The organism is Palleronia sp. THAF1 (assembly GCF_009363795.1).
Classification (GTDB): Bacteria; Pseudomonadota; Alphaproteobacteria; order Rhodobacterales; family Rhodobacteraceae; genus Palleronia.
The window spans coordinates 1,837,153-1,852,737 of sequence record NZ_CP045420.1; the positions used below are offsets into that span (position 1 = coordinate 1,837,153).

The window sequence follows — 15,585 nt, forward strand, 5'->3', positions numbered from 1 at the left end:
GGCTCACGCACGATTTAAGCGCGGCGTCCGACTTCGTCCAGCCAGACAGCCACAGATCGACAGAGACTCAGCCGGCTTGACGCTCTCGTTCGAGCTCGCTTCGCGAAGCGACCTCTGGATCGCGTAGCACGTAGCCCCTGCCCCAGACCGTTTCGATATAATTCTCTCCGCCGCATGAGGTGCTTAGCTTCTTACGCAGTTTGCAGATGAAGACGTCGATGATCTTCAGTTCCGGCTCATCCATTCCGCCATAAAGGTGGTTCAGGAACATTTCCTTGGTGAGCGTCGTGCCTTTGCGCAGCGAAAGCAATTCGAGCATCTGGTATTCCTTGCCCGTCAGATGCACCACATTGCCGCCCACTTCGACCGACTTCGCGTCAAGGTTGACCGTGATCTTGCCGGTTCGGATGACAGACTGCGAATGTCCCTTCGAGCGGCGGATGATGGCGTGAATACGGGCCACGAGCTCTTCACGGTGGAACGGCTTGGTCAGATAATCATCGGCACCAAAGCCGAAGCCCTTGATCTTGGTTTCCGTATCGTCCGACCCGGTAAGGATCAGGATCGGCGTGTCGATGCGCGCCAGACGCAATTGGCGCAGGACTTCATGCCCGTGCATATCGGGCAGATTCAGATCAAGAAGGATCAGGTCGTAGTCATACAGCTTGGCAAGATCGATCCCCTCTTCGCCCATGTCGGTGCAATAGACATTCAGGTTCGCGTGGCTCAGCATCATTTCGATACTGCGCGAGGTCGTCGGATCGTCTTCCACAAGCAAGATGCGCATCGTACTTTTCCCTTACGCTTTGATCATCTTCACTGTGGGCGATGAAAGTTAACCATGGGTTACTTAACCGAACAAAAGCCCTGCTTTGCAAGAAATGCACGCTAAAGTTGTCTAAATTGTTGCACCCGCGTTGCTTTCAATGCCTTTTCGCCGTGCCGGGCAACCGCGCGCGACCAGCTTTGCAGCTCCTCCTCTGACAAATCATAGATTTCGCAGGCTTCCTTGAAGCTCATCAGACCCGAATCGACCGCGCGCACGACCGCTGCCTTGCGGCTGGCGACCCATCTGCGGCAATCCGCGTCCGGTAGGTCTGCGCGCGTCATCGTGCGCCCATCTGGTAACGTCACCGCCCGCGGGCCATTCACTTTCTTCAAATACATCGGTCCATCCTGCCTGTTTGAGCCTGTGAAAATGGCGCAAATCGCTTAACGGGCCGTGAAGTCGTGCCTTGAGAATAGGCAGGATTTTCGTATATCTGTCGTGCTTCCGCCCAAACCCGAGGACCGTGCCATGGCACTGGACGCGCAATTGAACTCGCTTGGTTTCGCCAAGGCCCCCGCCGACACACGCGTGATCGTCGCGATGTCGGGCGGCGTGGATTCGTCAGTCGTCGCTGCCGAATTGGCGGCCGAGGGATACGATGTGGTGGGCATCACGCTGCAACTTTACGACCACGGCGCGGCTCTGGCCAAGAAAGGCGCTTGCTGTGCGGGACGCGACATCCATGATGCACGGCGCGTGGCGGAAACGATGGGCTTTCCCCACTACGTGCTGGACTATGAAAACACCTTCCGCGAGGCGGTGATCGATGAATTCGCCGATAGCTATCTGGCCGGCGCTACCCCCGTTCCCTGCATCCGCTGCAACGAGCGTGTGAAGTTCCGCGATCTGTTGGCAACGGCAAAGGATCTGGACGCAGACTGCATGGCCACGGGCCACTATATCAGACGAGCCGCAGGTGCTGCCGGACCGGAGTTGCATCAGGCCGCCGACCCTGCGCGGGATCAAAGCTATTTCCTGTTTTCGACGACCTCCGAGCAACTTGATTACCTGCGGTTTCCGCTAGGTGGACTGGCGACGAAAGCCGAGACGCGGGCGTTGGCGGCCAAACATGGCCTGTCGGTCGCCGACAAGCCCGACAGTCAGGACATCTGCTTCGTGCCCAATGGCGACTATGCCAGCGTCATCGAAAAGCTGCGCCCCGGTGCTGCCGATCCGGGCGAGATCGTCCATGCGGATGGCCAGGTTCTGGGGACGCATCGCGGCGTGATCCACTACACCGTCGGACAGCGCAGGGGCCTTGGGATCGGCGGACTGGAAGAGCCATTGTACGTGGTCAAGCTGGACGTCGAGACGCGGCGCGTGGTCGTCGGCCCGAAGGAGATGCTGTCGACGCGGATCGTTCCCGTACGTGAAATCAACTGGCTGGGCGATGCGCCCTTCACGTCGCAGGATGAATGGCATTTGGGCGTAAAAGTTCGCTCTACCCGCCCGCCGCGTGAGGCGGTGATCCGTCCAGTGTCGGAGACCGAGGCCGAGGTGGAGTTGGTCGTGGCCGAGGAAGGTGTCTCGCCGGGGCAAGCCTGCGTGTTCTACGCGCCCGAAGGGCCTCGCGTGTTCGGTGGTGGGTGGATTCACCGCGGGTGATGCGCCTGCATCGGGCGGTCCGCCAGTGAGTATTTAGGAAAACAAAGAAGCTGGAAAGCCATCCAGAACGGCTTGGGCGGCGCGTAGTCCGGGAGGTGTGCCGCCTTCGCCGAGTGCTGTCATCGTCCGCCTGAGAGCTGGACGCTGGGCGTCAGGATCGGACAGAAGGTCATCCAGCGCTGCGGCGATGGGACCGGGCTGACAGGCGGGGCCTAGGAATTCCGGAACGATGTTCCGGCCTTCGATCAGGTTCACAAGCGTCACCGTGTCGATCAGGGCGGCGCGGGACATGATCTGCCAGCTGAGCCAACTCATATCGTAGGCGATGACCATAGGGGTGTCGGCGGCGGCGAGTTCCAGACTGACGGTACCGGACGCGGCGAGGGCCGCGTCGGCGGCGGCGAAGGCGGCGATCTTCTGGGTCTTGGTCGGGTTTTCGAGCCGCAACGTGGATGGCCAGTGCGCCGTCAATTCACGAGCGGACTGTTCCAATCCGGTCGCGACGGGCAGGACGAAGGTCAAGTCGGGCCGCCGCGCGGAAAGGTCATGCAGCGCTGCTCCAAATGGCGCGGCGAGACGTTTCAGCTCAGAGGCGCGAGATCCCGGTAAGACCAGCAGGATCGGAGCGTCGCCCAGATCGTGCTGCGCGCGGAAAGCAGCAATGTCGGTATCTGTCGCACGCGGCTCGGACACGACCGGATGACCGACGAAATCGCAGCGCATACCGGCGGCCTCCATGTAGGGCGGCTCGAACGGCAGAAGCGCCAGCACCTGATCGACGTGCCGCGCCATCTTCGCCGCGCGGCCCGGACGCCAGGCCCAGACGCTGGGAGCGACGTAATGGACCGTGCGGATCGAGGGATCGGCGGCGCGAACACGAGCGGCAACCCGTAGGCCGAAATCGGGGCTGTCGATGGTGATCAGGACGTCCGGTTTCGCAGCAAGGCAGGCATCGGCGGTCTGGATCATCCGGCGCCGCAGATGGCGATATTTCGGCAGAACCTCTACGATGCCCATGACGCTGAGTTCATGCATGGGGAACAGGCTGGACAAGCCATGCTCGGCCATCAACGGGCCACCGACGCCTTGGAAGGTGGTGTTCGGCGCAAGCTGCGTCAGACCCTCCATCAACGCGCCGCCAAGGCGGTCGCCGGAGGCCTCTCCCGCGACCAGGAACGCCTTCACGGCACTACGCTCAGGAACAGCTCCGCATCGTCGGCGGCGGCGACAGTCTCGGCACGGTCGAGGATCATCACGCCGCCGGCTTCGATCGCGATGCCGTGCAAGCCAGCAGCGGCGGCGCGGCGCACCGTATCAGGGCCTATAACGGGCAAATCGATCCGGCGGTCCTGACCCGGCTTCGGTCGTTTCATCAACAGACCGCCAACAGGCACTGGTCGGGCCAGCGGACCGTCGCCGCGCAATGCAGCGACGCTCTCCAGCATCCAATCGGTGCCCGGCAGCGCCTCTAGCGCGAGCACCTGCCCGGATGCGACGACGACCCCCTGACCCAGATCGGCAGGGCCAGTTGCGCGCAACAATGCCGTCGCTCGGTCGGCGTCGCCTTGGGCATCGCTGTCCGGCTCCGCGCGCGTCAGGACACCCTGTGCAGGCAAAAGATCCGGGATCAGATCGGTTGGCCCGATGACGGAAAGCCCGGCCTCTTCGAAGACAGAGATGACGGCGCGCAGCAACGCATCGTCACCCTGCCGCATGGCCATCGCGAGCCGGGGCACGAGTGGCGCGGTCGCCGCGTCGATGGCGGTCGGGTCGATGGACGGGCGCCGGAGTGATCCGGCGAAGACGATGCGCTTGGTGCCGCGCGCGCGAAGACCTGCAAGAAAGGACCCAAGGTGCTCGAGACGGAAGCTTTCCGCGCCATCCGGGGCGAAACCCTGTAGCCCGGCGACATGCGCCTGCGGGTCAGCCTGCATCAGAAGGCCGGGCAAACGGCCCTGCCCCGCGATGATCGCAAGATCGCTCACGGCGTGAGGAAACCGCGGTCGCTGTCAGCCAGAACGAACTCGACAATCTGGCGGACGTAATCGCTGTCGGTGTCGTCGCGCAGCCTGCGGGCGCGATCCTGGAACGCGCCTTCGCCTTGCTTGAGCATCTGCAACGCCGCGCGCAGGGCCGTGATGTCGGACCGGGCCACGCCTTTGCGCTTGAGGCCCACAAGGTTCAGCCCGTCAAGCACGCCGCGCGGCCCCTGCACCAAGGCATGCGGAATCACATCTGCCGTGACCATGGTGACCGCGCCGATGATCGCGCCCTCGCCCACGCGCACGAATTGGTGCACTCCGGACAGACCGCCGATGATCGCGCCGTTGCCGATCTGACAGTGGCCGGCCAAGGCGGCGTTGTTTACGAGAATGACATGATCGCCGACCATACAGTCGTGCGCCACGTGACATCCGGCCATGAACAGCCCGTCATCACCCACCCTCGTCACGCCACCGCCACCGGCCGTACCGGGGTTCATGGTGACGTGTTCGCGGATGCGGCAGCGCGCGCCGATCTCCAGTCGGGTCTTTTCGCCGCCGAACTTCAGGTCCTGCGGGATGCCGCCCAGCACGGCAAAGGGATGCACCTGCGTGTTCGCGCCGATGCTCGTTTGGCCCGAAACGACCACATGGCTGTCCAGACGCACGCCCGCGTCCAGCACGACCTCTGCGCCGACGACGCAGAACGGGCCGATGTGGCAGTCCGGGCCGATGCGCGCACCGTCCTCTATGACCGCCTGCGGGTGGATCGTTGCAGAGGCGTGGATAGTGCTCACTTCGGCATGTCCATCATCGCGGTGAACTCTGCCTCGCAGGCGAGCTCTCCGTCGACAGTCGCGCGGCCCGCGAACTTCCAAACCTTGCCGCCACCACGCTTGGTAGTGACCGACATTTCCAGCACGTCGCCAGGGACCACCTTGCGGCGGAATTTGCAGGACTCGATGCCCATGAAATAAACTAGGAAGTCCTTGTCGGCCAAGTCTTGCGCAACGCCCACCATCACGGCGGCGGTCTGGGCCATCGCTTCGACGATGGTGACGCCGGGCATAATCGGTGCGCCGGGAAAATGGCCTTGGAAATGGGGCTCGTTGAAGGTGACGTTCTTGATCCCCACGGCGGACTGTGTGCCGTCGATGTCGCGGACCCGGTCTACCAGAAGGAAAGGATATCGGTGCGGAATGATCCGTTGGATCAGGTCGATATCGGCGGTCTGCAGGTCGGACATGGGGCCCCCGTTCGTGATACTCGGCGTTTCAACCGGCTTAGCCGTTGGTCGGTCGAGGGGCAAGGAAGCGGTGGCCTAGTCCTGCGCCTCGATCTCTGCGTCAATGCGGGCGATCGCGCGGTCGGTGATGTCGGCGTCTGGAGCGGTGGCTAGAACAACACGTCGATCCAGAAGAACGGCGGCACCCGTTTCAGCCAGCAAATCGGCAAGGATCGGCGTGATGCGACGCACGAATTCCTGCCGGGCCTGATCCTGCATTCGGGTTACAGCCGCCGATTTCGCATCCTGCTCGGCCCTGATCTGGCGCACTTTCTGATCGAACTCTTCGGCGCGGGCGCGGAAGTCCTGAACGTCAAGCGTAGCGCGGGCATCGGTCAGCGCGCGCTCTTCCTCTGTCAGCTCTTCTTCGATCCGGCGATTCTCGGCCGCCAAGGCTGTGCCCCGCTGATCGATCTCGGACAGCAACTCTTGCCCGAAACGGCTATTCCGAAACAGACGTTCCTGATCCACAACCGCGATGCCGGCAGCATCCTGCGCCTGAACGGGAGAAGCCGCCCAGAAGGCGGCCCCGACCAAACCGCCCAGAACGGCGCGTCTAGAACTGCGTGGAGAGCGTGACATTGAACGTCCGCGTTTCATCAAAGTCCTCGGCCTGCAGCGCTTCGGCAAAGTTGAAGCGCAGCGGTCCAAGAGGTGTATCCCAGAAGAGCGATACACCGATGGACGAGCGCAGGGCGAAGTCGTCATCGACTTCACTACCCGCAGGTCCGGTGTAACCCAGTCCCCAAACCGAGCCGACGTCCAAGAAAGCACCGCCGCGAATGCCGTATTCTTCCGGCAGTCCAAGCGGGAAGTCGGCCTCGAACCGAGCAACGGCGAAGTAGTTGCCGCCAAGCGGATCATCTTCGTCGTTGTTGTTCAGATCGCGCGGACCGACGCCCAGTGGCTCGAACCCGCGCAATTGACGCGACGACAGGAAGAAACGATCCGTCACACGCGTGGCGGTTTCGCCAAAGACGTTGCCGACCGCTCCACCCTCGAAGACGGCACGAACGTTGACTTCTTCGTTGAGAATCGCGCGCTGATATCCGGCGAAGACCGTGCCCTTTAGGTACTCGACGTCCCCTCCAAGGCCAGCAACATCAGCCGAAAAGCGCAGCACGATTTCGTTCTGAGGTTCTAAGCCGCTTCGGCGATTGTCGTAGGAATAGGTCGCGCCGACGGAAGATACAATTTCTTCGCCGGCGTCGAGTTGGATGATGGGCGACGTCTCATCATTGACCTCGATTTCTTCCTGAGCAAGCCGGTAGCGCAACTGAAGGCGACCCAGTTCGGACACCGGGAAGGCGACCGCGGTGCTGAAACCTGCGATGTCGGTACTGTACGACGCCTCATCCAGATCTGAGGTCTGATAAAACGCGCTGAAGGTACCGCTCAGGTCACGGCCGAACAGATACGGTTCGGTGAAGCTGAAAGAGTAGTTCCGCGTGTCGGTGCCGCCAGACAGGTTGACGCCTACCGTCTGTCCCCGGCCAAGGAAGTTACGCTCCTGAAACCCGATATTGACGCCAAGACCGGAGTCGCTGGAGAACGAGCCGCCGAGGGTCAAAGAACCGGTCGGCTGTTCTTCGACGTTCACGTCAACGACGACTTGGCTGGGTGACGATCCCTCGCGGCCTTCCGCCTGCACGTCGGCGAAGTAGCCAAGCGCGCGGATACGTTCTGCTGCCGCGCGGATCTCGCGGGGATTGAACGGATCGCCCTCGACTACCCGGAACTGTCGGCGGACCACGCGATCCAACGTGGTCTGGTTGCCCTCGATATCGATGCGCTCAACGAAGACGCGCGGGCCGCGTTCGATCACGAAATTCACGTTCAAACGCAGGTTCCGCGGATCGCGCTCGATGACCGGGGTCGCGCGGATGAAGTTCAGACCGCGCTCGGTGGCGAGGTTTTCCATCCGAGTGATGGCGTTGTCGATGGCACGTGGGCTGTAGGTCTGGCCTGCGTCGATCTTCGCGACAGCCGCGTAGTCGGCGGCATTGATCCCCGGAATGTCCGACGACGCTGTGATGCGTCCGAAATCCCAAGAATTGCCTTCGGTCACGTTGAACTGGACGAAGAAAGCGTTGCGCTCGCGACTGAACTCGGACGTCACATCGTCGATGCGGAAGTCGATGTAGCCGCGCGAGCGATAGAAATCGGTCAGAAGCTGACGGTCCAATGCCACACGGTCGGCGATGAAGGTGTCGCTGCCGATAAATGTGCGCAGGAAGCCGGCCTGCTTGGTGGCCAAGGCGCGCCGCAGGCGGCGGTCGGAGTAGTCGCGGTTGCCGACAAAGGACAGACGCTCGATCTCGACCACGCGGCCTTCCGCGATTTCGAACACCAGATCGACGCTGGAATCGCCGCGACGGATGATGCGCGGGGTCACGCTGGCTGCCAGACGACCGCGCACCTCGTAGGCATCTGCAATTGCGCGCGCATCTTCTTCGGCACGCGACGGGTTATAGACGCGGTTCGCGACAGAGCCGATCAACTCGCGCAGTTCCGCATCATCCAGACGCTCATTCCCCTCGAAGGCGATGCGGTTGACGGTGGGATATTCCTGAACAGTGACGACAAGCGTGTTGCCCTGCGGCGCAATCTCAACCGACTCGAACAGGCCAGAGCCGACGACGCGCTGGTAGCCCGCGTTCAACTCACCTGCGCTGACGGCCTGTCCGCGCGGAATCGCCAGAAAGCCGGTGACGGTCGCCGGATCGACGCGGTTGGTGCCGCGCACTTCAATCGAGCTGAACGAAAAGGCCTGCGCCACAGCCATGGGCGCCGTGCTCGCCACGCCCGCTGCCGCCAAGGCAGCGACACTGACGCCCCGCATCGCCAACCCCAACAAGGTGCCACGCGCGCACCGACCCCTCATAGCAATCATGAGTTTAACCCGTTTCAGACATCCCGATTTCGTGCGTAGCGGGTCATCACGGGCATGTCAAAACGGCAATCGCCCCACCGATGATATCGGCAGGGCAATTGGGGTCGGTCAAAAAGACCGGAAACGTCGGGCGTTAGTTCAGAGGCTAAGGATCAAACCGCCCAGGAAGAGGCACCCACCGATGGCCGCGGGAAACATCACACGATCCAGATTCAACTGGCATAGAAGGGACAGGCTGCGCGAGCCCGAGGCAATATACTGCATGGTTCACACCTTTCACGATTAGAGTTGCGCCCATGATCGCGTCGATTTGTGTCGGGATTGGGGCAGTATCGCGGTGGCTTTTTGGTGTTGTTCTATGGACACATAAAATCGTTGGTGATCGCGAAGATCATCAGCGTTCCCAGCAACCCAAGCCCGATCGTCATCAGGATATTGAGCGCCCGATCCGAAGGCGGCTTTCCGCGCACGGCTTCATAGGCATGAAAAACAAGGTGCCCACCGTCGAGCACAGGGATTGGAAACAGGTTCAACAAGCCAACGGCTGTGGACAGAACCGCGACGAACCATACGAACGAGAGCAGACCGGCACTGGCCGCCGCCCCACTGGTCTGCGCGATGCCCACCGGGCCCTGTAGATTGCAGGTGGAGATCGCGCCAGCGGCCATATTATACAGGCCTGACAGCGACGAGCGCACGATGAAGATCGTCTGATCCACACCGTAGGACAGCGCTGCAATGGGGCCGGGTGTCGTCGTTTGCGGCGTCAGGTACAGACCGCCTGTGATGCCGATCAGCCAGCGCGTCTCGAACCCACCCTCTGGCAGCGGCAGGTCCATGCGGCGGGGTTCCAGATCGACCGTGCGCGTCTCAAGCGTGTCGGGCGACCATACGGTCAACGACATGGCACTGCCGTCCGAATTGCCGACGATGTCGCGCAGTTGCGAAAAGGCGAAAATAGATTGGCCGTCGATGGCTGTGATGACTTCATCCGCCCGGATACCGGCGTCGGAGGCTGCGGATTGCGGGTTCACGCCAGCCACGATGGCCGGATAAGGATAGGGACCGTCCAGCGTTTCCGTCTGCCCTGCCCGCTCGACCGTGTAGGGAAGCCGCGGCTCCAGTGGCAGGTTGTCCACGAACGCCGTCAGTCCTTCGACCTCGGGGACATCTTGGTCTGCGATGGTCAACAGCCGATCACCCGGCTCCAGCTGCTGCTCGATCCCCGGCAGCGCGCGGACCTCTTCCACCACCAACGGATCGGTGGCGACCCCGCGAATCCCGAGGATCACCGCGAAGACGAGGATCGACAGAACGAAATTGAAGATCGGACCGGCCGCGACGGTCGCCGCACGCGCCCAAAGAGGCGCACCCGCCATCGTGGTGCGCGGATCGACACCCGGTGTATCGGAGCGCCCGACACTGGCCGCATCGGCGTCCCCCCGGAACTTGACGTATCCGCCTGCCGGGATCGCGGCGATCTGCCACCGCGTTCCGCGCTTGTCGGTGCGGCTGAACAGGACCGGCCCCATCCCGATCGAAAAGACATCGGCATGGATGCCAGACCATCGGCCCACGATATAGTGACCGTATTCGTGAATCGCGACGATGATCGAAAGCGCGGCCACGAAAGCAAGTATCGTGAAGGCGAAAGAGCCGAAATCGGGCAGAAGTCCCATGCAGTCTCCAGTCAGGCCGAAAGATGCGGCACAAGGTCATCGGCGGCCCGGCGGGCCTGTGTGTCTATGTCGTGCACCATATCAAGGCTGAGCGCGTCATTTCCAAGGCGGCTTTCTGTCATCCGGTCAAGAACCCGCTCAACCAGCTCTGACATCTGCAGAAATCCGATTCGTCCCGCGATGAAGTGATCGAGCGCGCGCTCCTTCGCGGCATTGAACACGGCACCCGATAGCCCGCCATCGCGCATGACTTCACGCGCCAAGCGCAGGGCCGGATACTTGTCCTCATCCGGGGCGCGGAAGGTGAACTGGCCAAGCTTCGCGAAGTCGAGCCTGTCCACCGGCAACGTCCGCCGCTCTGGCCAGTTCAGCGCGAAACCGATGGCGTGGCGCATGTCCGGCGGGCCGATATGCGCCATCAGCGCGCCGTCGCTAAAGCCAACCATGGCGTGGATCATGGATTCAGGGTGAACGAGCGCTTCGATCCGATCAGGCGCAATGCCGAAGAATTCATGCGTTTCGATCAATTCCAGCGCCTTGTTGAACATGGATGCGCTGTCGATGGTGATGCGCTGGCCCATGTCCCAATTAGGATGGGTCGCCGCCTGTTCTGGCGTGGCCCGCGCCAGCTTATCCTTCGGCCAGTCCCGAAACGCACCGCCCGACGCGGTGATGATGATGCGCTCGACGGCGGCGATATCCTCCCCGATCAGGGCCTGAAACACCGCAGAATGCTCACTATCCACAGGCAGGATCGTGGCGCGGTGCTCGGCGGCTGTCGCCATCAAAAGCGGCCCCGCGCAGACAAGGCTTTCCTTGTTGGCCAGCGCCAGCGTTGTCCCTTGCTCCAGCGCGATCAGCCCCGGCTCCAGCCCCGCAGACCCGACGATACCCGACATGATCCAATCCGCAGGACGGCGCGCGGCGTCAAGGATCGCGGCGCGCCCGGCGGCGGTCTCTACCTTCGTACCAGCCAGCGCATCACGCAGTGCGGGCAGATCATCTTCGTAGGCGCAAACGGCAATTTCGGGGCACAGGTCGCGGGCCTGTTCGGCCAGGCGCGCGATATTGCGTCCGCCGGTCAGGGCGACGACATCGAAGTCGTCCCGCCGCCGCGCGATCAGATCAAGCGTGCTGCATCCGATCGAGCCGGTTGAGCCGAAGACGGAAATGCGTCGCATGCGCTTAGGCCAGCGTGCCCGGAGGGAAGCCAATGATGGGTGTGGTCAGCAACATGAAGACCGACGCGCCCAGCATCCCGTCGAAGCGGTCGAACAAGCCGCCGTGGCCAGGCAGCAGCGAAGAGCTGTCCTTGACCCCTGCCCTGCGTTTGACTGCCGACTCCGCCACGTCGCCGATCTGCGCGGCCATTGCAACGGCGATGGAGACCGGCACGATTTCCGGGCCGACACCCGTCCACCAGGCAATGCCCCCGCCGACAATCACAGCCCCAATCCAGCCAGCGACAGTGCCCGCCCAGGTCTTGTTCGGGCTGATACGCGGCCATAGCTTCGGCCCGCCGATTATACGGCCGAAAGCGTAGCCGAACACGTCGGACGCGATGACGACCAGCGCCAGCCACAGCATCCAGACGAAGCCGAAGTCCGCGCGCAGGATGTACAGGCCAAGACCCGCCAGGATGATCAAGCCGGTGAAGACCGCGAAGGTCAGTCTGCGCTGGGTGAGTTGCGAAATTCCGATGAAGACCGGCGCGATGACAAGCGGCAAGGCATAGGTGACCGGCAAGATCTCTGCCACAATCAACGCCGCCGCCGACAAACCGGCCAGCAGCACGGCGGGTGCTTTCGGGTCCAGCATCCGCACCAGTTCCCAGACCATCACGCCAGAGGCGACTACGGTGAGCGCGGCGAAAGGGAAGCCCCCGAACCAGACGCAGGCCAGACCCACCAGCGCAACGACGGCACCGACGCCGATGCGTTCGCCCAGATCGTTCCAACGGGATTTGCTCATGCGGTCACGGCACCGAAACGACGTTCGCGGTTGCCGTAGCGGCCCACAGTCTCGGCAAAGACGGCGGGCGTGAAATCGGGCCAAAGGGTGTCGATGAACTCGTACTCTGCATAAGCTGACTGCCACAGCAGGAAGTTGCTGATCCGCGCTTCGCCGCTGGTACGGATCACAAGGTCGGGGTCGGGTAGGAAACAAGTGTCGAGGAAGCGGGCGAGCGTGGTTTCATCCACATCATCCGGGCTCAACCGCCCCGCCGCGACTTCCTTGGCCAGACGCTTCGTCGCGCGGCCAATCTCGTCCCGGCCACCGTAGTTCAGCGCGATGGTAAGGTGCAGCTTGTCGTTGCGGCTGGTCAAAAGCTCCAGCTCATCCATCATCTTCGATAGCTTGGGGCTCAACCGCACGCGGTCACCAATGAAGCGCACGCGCACACCCGCGGCCAGCAACTCGCGCGCCTCTGACTGAATGTAGCGACGAAAAAGCTTCATCAGCCCTGCCACTTCAGTCTGCGTGCGCTTCCAGTTTTCTGTCGAGAAGGCGAAGATCGTCAAATATTCTACGCCCAGGTCGGGGCAGGCCTTGACCACATCCCTGACGCGTTGGGCACCTGCATGGTGCCCGAAAAGACGGGGCCGACCGCGCGCCTGTGCCCAGCGTCCGTTGCCGTCCATGATGCAGGCGACATGACGAGGTCCGTTTTTCTGATCGCTCATGGTCGCTTCCTTCGCGCGCGGTGCGGCTGATTTAGCGGAAAAGTGTAAACGATGCCAGTATAGCGGTAGGGGCAGGCTCGATTTCGGCGATGCATAGGTGATAACGCTTTGCATAGACGGGTGCGCCCAGATCAAATGCATCGCGCGCTGGCCGCTGAAGCGCGCCACTGGCACGCGTTTCAGACGTGGTTCACACCTGCATGATTTCCTGCTGCTTGGTTTCCAACGCCTCGTCCACTTTCTTGATGTAGCCGTCCGTCATCTCTTGGATCTCGGCCTGCCACAGCTTCTGATCGTCCTCGCCCATGCCGTCGTTCTTCGCCTTCTTCAGCTGGTCCATGCCGTCCCGGCGGACGTTGCGGATGGCGACGCGGGTGTTCTCGGCGTAGGTGCCAGCGACCTTCGCAAGCTGAGTGCGGCGCTCCTCGTTCAGTTCAGGGATCGGCAGGCGGATGGTCGTGCCGTCGATCACCGGGTTGATGCCCAGACCGGACTCGCGGATTGCTTTTTCGGCCTTACTAACCAGCGTCTTGTCCCAGATCGTGATCGTCACCATCCGGGGCTCTGGCACGTTGACCGTGCCGACCTGATTGATCGGCGTCGGCGCGCCGTAAGCGTCGACCATGATCGGCTCGACCATGGAGGCGGACGCCCGGCCCGTGCGCAGCGATGCGAATTCCTGGCGCAGAGCAGCCATCGCGCCGTCCATGCGCCGTTGCAGATCGTCGGTGTCGATTTCGATGTCGTCGGCCATTGTGTTCGGTCCTGCTAGAAGGCGTGTTCCCGGCACATATGCCGAAACGGACAGGCAATTTCCAGAGTGTTGAATGAAGCTAGAAACACTCGATCAAGCGGGTCGCGTCCTGCAGACGACGCGCTGCGTCTTCTGGAGACAAGGGTTCAGCATCGGCAGGTGCGCGAGCGTACCCAATATCATGCGCTGACAGAAAGGCGGTGGCGACGCTTCCACGGATCACGAAATTGATGTTCTGCGCAATGTCGCCAGAGGCTTCGGCAAGCGCAACGGTGTCCAGTTTGGCGACCACCACCCCCACGACATGACCAAAACGATCTACCGCAGGCCCCCCGCTATTACCGGGCTGAACCGGAGCGCTGATCTGTAACGTCGTCTCGTCGCCACCCAGACCACGCAGGGACGACACCGCGCCACGCGTGATATTCAGCCCGCCGAGCAGACCGTGCAGCGGGTAGCCTGCGACAGTCAGGTCCGCGTTCAGACCAGCGTTTCCTGTCGCGAAGGGCAGCGGCGTCATTTCGCTCGCCTCGGAAACCCGCACCGCAGCCAGATCGAAGGCCGAGCTCTGCGCAATCACCTCGGCCGCTTGCCCGCCCAAATGCACAAATCGGCATCCATCGATCACATGCGCGTTCGTCAGTGCGACCCCGTCTTCTGAGACGAAGAAGCCCGTTCCCGTGCTGCGCGCTTCGGTCGGTTGCGGTCGCTGATCGTCAGGCGGCGGCTGTCTTTCGGGTCGGGCGACCGCCACCCGATTGGGTCTGTCGTCCTCATGCACATCTTCCGACGGATGATCGTCGGCGCTTTCCGAACGGGAAATGGCTGCGAGAGCATCCGCGTTCCGATCCAGAACCCCACCGCGAGGCGGAAAGATCGGATCGGCCCCGCCGCGTTTGATGCTGGACGTGACCAAGGCCATCGCATTCGCATGACGGTCCTGCGCAAAGATCGCCGTCGTCGACCACGTACCCGCAATAAGATCGCTGCGCAGGTAGCTTGCATGACCGGCGAAACGCAGAGAGGTGATCCACATATCGCTGTTCCGAACCGTATATGGTTCCGCGATCTGGCCCCGTTCCCCCATAAGATCGGCATGCAAAGATGCCATGCCTGCACCCGGAAAATCGGCGAACATGATCGTCAGCATGTCGTCGCGGTGGCGCCATGTCTGCACGCCATCGTCTTCTTCGTGCAGATACAGGCCCTCTTGGGGCAGCAGCATCGAAATACCCAGCCAGCCGATATCCATCGGCTCCCACCCATCGGCATCCCACTGCCACAGTGTATCGCGGACAAGTTGCGCGGCATGGGCATTCACCGGCTCTGCACCATGCTGACGCGCAGTATAACGCTCCAGTGCGGCCTGACTGCCGCTGCCCCAAACACCATCGAGCAGGCCGACGTAATCGCCCTGCATGGCGAGGGCTGCCTGTAGCATCCGCCGTTCCGTGCGGCTTAGTGGGCGGGAGTCGAAATCCGCCCAAAGCGCGGTTGGATCAGCCGGTGCCACCGAACGACCGTCTGCCATCAACGGCACCTCTCGGCGATAGGCGTCACCTTCCGAGCAATAGGCATCTGGTGGAATGCGCCCTTGCCGCTTCTGGCGGTCCAGCACACTGTCAGCGACGTTGTCGGGGACCTGAGCCACGACGATCGCATACCACCCGTTGTCGGATGCAAAGACCCGCGCGTCGTCTGACCAACCGTTTTCGTTGATGTAGATGCGGACCTCTCCAAGCGACTGGCGCGCGGCGACGACGATTCCACAGCGGCCGGCCCCGAACCAGGAACTGGCAGCAACCTGTCCCGAGCCGAGCATTAGGAAGAGGATAACTGATAAACGGAACGCGTGCCTCATCCCTCGAAGGTTG

16 protein-coding genes are annotated in these 15,585 nt (G+C 62.4%); 1 reads left to right on the forward strand and 15 read right to left on the reverse strand.

Translation table 11 applies throughout. The annotated features are described in order from the left end of the window. Nucleotides 1-67: 67 nt before the first annotated feature. A complete protein-coding gene (gene ctrA, locus FIU81_RS09130; protein ID WP_124111838.1) occupies nt 68-787 on the reverse strand; it encodes a response regulator transcription factor CtrA in 720 nt (239 codons plus the stop codon). Between the two features lie 101 nt (nt 788-888). Beyond that, nucleotides 889-1,167, reverse strand: coding sequence for a DUF1153 domain-containing protein (locus FIU81_RS09135; RefSeq protein WP_124111837.1), 279 nt, complete (start codon nt 1,165-1,167; stop codon nt 889-891). 130 nt (nt 1,168-1,297) lie between these two features. Between FIU81_RS09135 and mnmA the strand changes: the two genes are divergently transcribed. After that, nucleotides 1,298-2,434: a tRNA 2-thiouridine(34) synthase MnmA gene (gene mnmA / locus FIU81_RS09140; protein ID WP_124111836.1), complete on the forward strand. Its 1,137-nt coding sequence runs from the start codon at nt 1,298-1,300 to the stop codon at nt 2,432-2,434. Between the two features lie 33 nt (nt 2,435-2,467). Here mnmA and lpxB read toward each other — a convergent pair whose 3' ends face one another. The 13 genes from lpxB to FIU81_RS09200 all read right to left on the reverse strand — a co-directional run bounded on the left by lpxB (nt 2,468) and on the right by FIU81_RS09200 (nt 15,572). Continuing rightward, nucleotides 2,468-3,619 carry a lipid-A-disaccharide synthase gene (gene lpxB / locus FIU81_RS09145; RefSeq protein ID WP_124111835.1) on the reverse strand — a complete coding sequence of 384 codons (1,152 nt, stop codon included), beginning with the start codon at nt 3,617-3,619 and terminating at the stop codon, nt 2,468-2,470. Further along, the gene (locus FIU81_RS09150; RefSeq protein WP_172971439.1) at nt 3,616-4,419 is read right to left on the reverse strand and encodes an LpxI family protein; all 804 of its coding nucleotides are present in this window, start codon (nt 4,417-4,419) and stop codon (nt 3,616-3,618) included. The genes lpxB and FIU81_RS09150 overlap by 4 nt, the downstream gene beginning before the upstream one ends. Then, complete coding sequence (lpxA, locus tag FIU81_RS09155; protein WP_124111834.1) at nt 4,416-5,213, reverse strand: acyl-ACP--UDP-N-acetylglucosamine O-acyltransferase; 798 nt, start codon at nt 5,211-5,213, stop codon at nt 4,416-4,418. Before lpxA ends, FIU81_RS09150 begins: the two co-directional genes overlap by 4 nt. Next, nucleotides 5,210-5,662, reverse strand: a complete 453-nt coding sequence (gene fabZ / locus FIU81_RS09160) for a 3-hydroxyacyl-ACP dehydratase FabZ (RefSeq protein ID WP_124111833.1) — start codon at nt 5,660-5,662, stop codon at nt 5,210-5,212. The genes lpxA and fabZ overlap by 4 nt, the downstream gene beginning before the upstream one ends. A gap of 75 nt (nt 5,663-5,737) precedes the next feature. After that, entirely contained in the window at nt 5,738-6,283 is a 546-nt protein-coding gene (locus FIU81_RS09165; RefSeq protein WP_172971440.1) for an OmpH family outer membrane protein, read from the reverse strand. Beyond that, a complete protein-coding gene (bamA, locus tag FIU81_RS09170) occupies nt 6,258-8,543 on the reverse strand; it encodes an outer membrane protein assembly factor BamA (RefSeq protein ID WP_124111831.1) in 2,286 nt (761 codons plus the stop codon). Before bamA ends, FIU81_RS09165 begins: the two co-directional genes overlap by 26 nt. A 189-nt stretch (nt 8,544-8,732) precedes the next feature. Then, the gene (locus FIU81_RS17030; RefSeq protein ID WP_256366137.1) at nt 8,733-8,858 is read right to left on the reverse strand and encodes a hypothetical protein; all 126 of its coding nucleotides are present in this window, start codon (nt 8,856-8,858) and stop codon (nt 8,733-8,735) included. A gap of 92 nt (nt 8,859-8,950) precedes the next feature. Beyond that, nucleotides 8,951-10,273 carry an RIP metalloprotease RseP gene (gene rseP / locus FIU81_RS09175; protein WP_124111830.1) on the reverse strand — a complete coding sequence of 441 codons (1,323 nt, stop codon included), beginning with the start codon at nt 10,271-10,273 and terminating at the stop codon, nt 8,951-8,953. An 11-nt stretch (nt 10,274-10,284) separates the two neighbouring features. Then, nucleotides 10,285-11,454, reverse strand: a complete 1,170-nt coding sequence (dxr, locus tag FIU81_RS09180) for a 1-deoxy-D-xylulose-5-phosphate reductoisomerase (RefSeq protein WP_124111829.1) — start codon at nt 11,452-11,454, stop codon at nt 10,285-10,287. 4 nt (nt 11,455-11,458) lie between these two features. Continuing rightward, nucleotides 11,459-12,244: a phosphatidate cytidylyltransferase gene (locus tag FIU81_RS09185; protein WP_124111828.1), complete on the reverse strand. Its 786-nt coding sequence runs from the start codon at nt 12,242-12,244 to the stop codon at nt 11,459-11,461. Continuing rightward, nucleotides 12,241-12,957, reverse strand: a complete 717-nt coding sequence (gene uppS / locus FIU81_RS09190) for a polyprenyl diphosphate synthase (protein ID WP_124111827.1) — start codon at nt 12,955-12,957, stop codon at nt 12,241-12,243. The genes FIU81_RS09185 and uppS overlap by 4 nt, the downstream gene beginning before the upstream one ends. A gap of 190 nt (nt 12,958-13,147) precedes the next feature. Beyond that, the gene (gene frr, locus FIU81_RS09195) at nt 13,148-13,711 is read right to left on the reverse strand and encodes a ribosome recycling factor (RefSeq protein ID WP_124111826.1); all 564 of its coding nucleotides are present in this window, start codon (nt 13,709-13,711) and stop codon (nt 13,148-13,150) included. 79 nt (nt 13,712-13,790) lie between these two features. After that, nucleotides 13,791-15,572 carry a S1C family serine protease gene (locus FIU81_RS09200; RefSeq protein ID WP_124111825.1) on the reverse strand — a complete coding sequence of 594 codons (1,782 nt, stop codon included), beginning with the start codon at nt 15,570-15,572 and terminating at the stop codon, nt 13,791-13,793. Nucleotides 15,573-15,585: the final 13 nt, after the last annotated feature.